At 27.1% G+C, this 4357-nt stretch carries 8 protein-coding genes; all 8 read left to right on the forward strand.

From position 1 onward, the window contains the following. The coding region (locus E6248_RS13715) for an FAD-dependent oxidoreductase (protein WP_316341352.1) at window positions 1-396 on the forward strand (396 nt) is incomplete at its 5' end. A 349-nt stretch (window positions 397-745) separates the two neighbouring features. Then, on the forward strand, window positions 746-910 hold the full coding sequence (locus E6248_RS13720; protein ID WP_316341353.1) for a hypothetical protein: 165 nt from the start codon (window positions 746-748) through the stop codon (window positions 908-910). 316 nt (window positions 911-1226) lie between these two features. Continuing rightward, window positions 1227-1523, forward strand: a complete 297-nt coding sequence (locus E6248_RS13725; RefSeq protein WP_316341356.1) for a 3'-5' exonuclease — start codon at window positions 1227-1229, stop codon at window positions 1521-1523. Window positions 1524-1675: 152 nt separating this feature from the next. Then, entirely contained in the window at window positions 1676-2203 is a 528-nt protein-coding gene (locus tag E6248_RS13730; protein WP_396335158.1) for a PTS transporter subunit IIC, read from the forward strand. A gap of 50 nt (window positions 2204-2253) precedes the next feature. After that, window positions 2254-2688: a PTS transporter subunit IIC gene (locus tag E6248_RS13735; protein ID WP_316341354.1), complete on the forward strand. Its 435-nt coding sequence runs from the start codon at window positions 2254-2256 to the stop codon at window positions 2686-2688. Window positions 2689-2714: 26 nt separating this feature from the next. After that, on the forward strand, window positions 2715-2963 hold the full coding sequence (locus E6248_RS13740; RefSeq protein WP_316341358.1) for a tryptophan synthase subunit alpha: 249 nt from the start codon (window positions 2715-2717) through the stop codon (window positions 2961-2963). Window positions 2964-3083: 120 nt separating this feature from the next. After that, window positions 3084-3359, forward strand: coding sequence for a tryptophan synthase subunit alpha (locus tag E6248_RS13745; RefSeq protein ID WP_316341359.1), 276 nt, complete (start codon window positions 3084-3086; stop codon window positions 3357-3359). 309 nt (window positions 3360-3668) lie between these two features. Next, window positions 3669-4357 (forward strand): sigma 54-interacting transcriptional regulator (locus E6248_RS13750; protein WP_316341355.1); only part of this gene is annotated, 689 nt, incomplete at its 3' end.

The raw sequence follows: 4357 nt of genomic DNA on the forward strand, positions 1-4357 counted from the left end.
AACTCTATAAGATATATGTCAGTTGCGCCTAGAACTAATGACTTAAAGGTAAATGGAGTAGATAATTTATTCTGTGCTGGAGAAAAATCAGGATTATTTGTTGGTCATACAGAAGCTATTGCAACTGGTAGCTTAGCAGGACATAATTCTGTAAGACTTGCTATGGGAATTCCTCTTTTAATATTACCTTCCTCAATAGCTATAGGAGATATAATTTCTTATGCTAATGAAAAATCCAAAACAAGGGAAGGGAGAAAAGCAAGATTCACTTTTGCTGGTTCAGAATACTTTGCTAGAATGAAGGAAGAGGGGCTTTATACTACTAGTAAAGAAGAAATAAGAAATAAAATTAAAAAATTAAACTTAGATAATGTTTTTAATAACAAATTAATATAAATTTAAGGGGATATATCAAATTAATTATGATATATCCCTTTATTAGTAATTCTATAATTCACTTTATAATGAATTATAAGCATTTGATATTTTAATTTAGATTATATGCTTTAAAAAAAATTATTCATTCTAAGGTTATAATTAAATCGTATTTTATATAATTTACATTGGATCGAGGAGTATTTGTAAAGAAATTAACTCTAAAACAATATACTCGTAAATAATATTAAAGTTTGTCGATTCCTGAAATTAAAAAAAATTAATATCATTAAATCAAATACAGTTTCACATACATAAATAGTAATGTTGTTATGTTTTTTGAATATACTATTAATTAAAGATTATCGAGATGAGTATCATATTTAAAGTAATTACAAATTCACCTAACGATACTGATGAAATTACAGATACTATTGCTGATTACATAGCTGATATGCTAATTAGACAATATGATGCTGGAGTAGTTAACTTATTTAATAAAGAACTAGAAGATAAATGTATGAAGAAGTACTAGTTTAAGATTGAGGAAAATGGAATTACTGGACAATCAAGGGAAGGCTTTAAAAGGAGAGTAGTGTAAGACTATTCTCATAGATTTAAGATTTTACTTAACATAATAATCATTAAATAAATTGTGAAAGTAGGATATATTTATGAATAATATTAAAAAAAATAATACAATTACTTAAAAACATGATTAAGATATTGATGGCGAAGAGCACCAAAATGATATCTTTATTGTCGGTGATTCTCACCAAAGAATATACAGAAACAAAGTAGTATTAAGCAAATGTTGAATTAATATAAAAGGTAGAAGTAATAGGTTAAAAATAAATTATAGAACTACTGAGGAAACAAGAGATTGGGCTTTTAGATTGTTAAACGGAATTAAATTTGATGACTTAGATACTGGAATTGATGATGGAAAAGGATATAAATCATTAGTACATGGCCCAAAACCTGAAATAGTAAATTTCACAAACTTACAAGAGGAAGTTAACTATCTAGCAGCTAAAATAAATGAATTAAGAGAAGCTAGTGTAGAATTAAATAGCATATGCATTGTCGCAAGAGCAGATAAGCAATTATCTATGTATGCTGATTACTTACAAGAAAAAGATATTTGAACTTACAAAATCAAAAGAACTGAAGCTGAAAATAGATACTTAGATGGTGTTAGAATTGCTACAATGCATAGGGTGAAAGGATTAGAAAATAATAAAGCAGTAAAGACTGAGAGTGAGTTTGATCTTTACTGCTTTTTAATTATATAAGTTTCATTAAAGAAACTACATTAAAAGTTGAAGCAACATTAATATTTGCACTTGGATTCTTAATGAACTTGTTAATAGCAAGATTCACAAAATTTAAATTCGTGCATTTATCTGCGCATGTATCTTTTTTTTATGCTGGATTAATTGCTGCGTTGTTGAAATTTGGCACATCATTTAGTAGTACTATAATAGTTATTGTAGGATCAATTATTTTAGGGATTTATCTAACTTTTACTTGTGCTTATATATATCCTTTAATGAAGAATAGAAAGGGCGTTCAAGGTTTTACTTTAGGACATTCAAGTTCTATAGGATGTTTTTTATCAGCTAAGATAGGTAAAATTATAGGTAACAAAGAAAAAGATTTAAAAGATATTAAATTACCAAAGGGATTTGAGTTTTTAAGAGAAACAACAATAGCTTTAACTGTTATAATGTCAATAATGTTTTTAATAATAGCATTAATTGCAGGTCCTTCACTTGTTACGAATGAGTTAAATGGAGGTCGCGATATGATAACCTTTCAATATTAAATGGATTACAATTTGGTCTTTGGATTACTGTAATTATAACTGATGTAAGAATGATGTTAGCAGAAATAGTACCTTCTTTCCATGGAATCTCTACAAAAGTAATTCCTAATGCGATACCAGGTTTAGAGGTACCATTACTATTTCCTAATCACACAACATCAGTAATGGTAGGCTTTTTATCAAGTTTAGTTGCAGGCTTTGTAGGTGTTATAATTTTAGGCTTAGTTAAATACCCGATAATAGTTTTCCCTGCTTTAATTCCAACATTCTTTACAGGGGCCGTTACAGCCATATTTGGTAATTCAACAGGTGGAAGAAGGGGAGCTATTATAGGATCTATAAATGGATTAATATTAATATTTGGACAAGCGTTTTTAATAAACGACATTGGAGATTTTGAGCCTGTTATGAGAGTGCTATGTGAAACTGACTATGCATTTTATGGGCCTATTTTAGGTGGAATATTAAAATTATTGGGGTTATAAACAATGAATAATAATTATACCTAACAATAGGATATCCAAACATTAAGGAGTTCATGGAATATTTAGAGATATTCCATGATTTTGAAGTGGACTATTTAGAATTGGGAGAGACAGTTGAGAATCCATATATGGATGAAACTATTATTTATGAAACACATAGAAGTGTAATCAGTAATGGTTTTAATGAAGAAGTATTAATAGAAATACTAAATGAAATTAATATAAGCTATCCTAACCTTAAAGTAATACTAATGACATATGAAGAGGGAATGTAAGTATAATCTATTATCTAATGATAATAAGTATGATGTTATTCTATGTGCAGATAAATTTATTAAAATTGATAACAGATATCAGATACAAATAGATAATGATAATCTTACAGATGAAGAGATATATTAGAGCGATTAAGTTATAATCATGAATTTGCTTATGTTATGACAGGTGTAGGTAAAACAGGGGAGTTTTTAGATATACCAGATAATTGTAGTGAAACAATTAAAAGAATAAGAAAATATTCCAATATTAAAGTACAAGTTGGTTTTGGAATTGAAAATATACAACAAATAGAAAAGGTAATGAATAATGGGGCTGATGGTGTAATAATAGGATCAAGGATAATTAAATTAATAGATGATGATGGTAATGATAGAGTAAGAGAATATGTATAGGAGTTAAATAATATTCAGTTATAAAATGTAATTATTTGGTAAAAGGCTATGTAAAATGATGTAATTATTTTATATAGTCTCTTTTTTTACATTAACTAAATACTTTGATGCCTTAAAAAATATGAGTGATTAAATATGAATTTAAAATATTTTAAATAAATTTAGGACTCATTAAATATAATATGGTAGCTATTAAAATACGATAAATGATTTAAGTAATGATACACAAAGATTTCATAACAAATTACAAAATATTGTACAATGTTTTTTAAGTAATTAAATATTAATATTTTAGGAAGGAGAAATTTTATGACCAACAAAGAGATTATAGAAAACAAATTAAAAGAGTTAACTAAGGATGATAATAATCGAGGTATTGATGCAACAACAATAGCAGAAATATTACAAATTAAAAGGAATATTGTAAGTTTATATTTAAATGAATTAGTTAAAGAAAATAAAGCTATAAAAAGTAACTCTAGGCCAGTGTATTTTAGATATAATTTTGAAATAGCAAATGAAAAAAAAATCATTGAAAGTACCCAAATTAATATAGGTGATGTTTTTAAGGAAGTTGTTGGATATAACGGTAGTTTAAAAAAAGAAATTGAATTATGCAAAACTGCGGTTTATTATCCCAATAATGGATTGCCAATGATGGTAATAGGAGAAAGTGGGGTAGGTAAAAGTTATCTAGCTGAGATAGTTTATAGATATGCAGTAGATGAAGGAGTTATAGAGAAAAATGCACCATTTAAAATTTTTAATTGTGCAGATTATGCAAATAATCAAGAATTATTATCAGCAAATTTATTTGGTTATAAAAAGGGAGCTTACACAGGTGCAGAATGCGATACTAAGGGAATTCTAGAATTATCTAATGGTGGTTTTTTGTTTTTAGATGAAGTTCATAGATTAAGTGCTGAAGGTCAAGAGAAATTGTTTATTTTTTTAGATAAAGGAATATTCAGGCGAGTTGGATCTACACAGGATAGAAG

The sequence above is a fragment of the Clostridium sp. genome (assembly GCF_032552055.1).
GTDB lineage: Bacteria > Bacillota > Clostridia > Clostridiales > Clostridiaceae > Clostridium.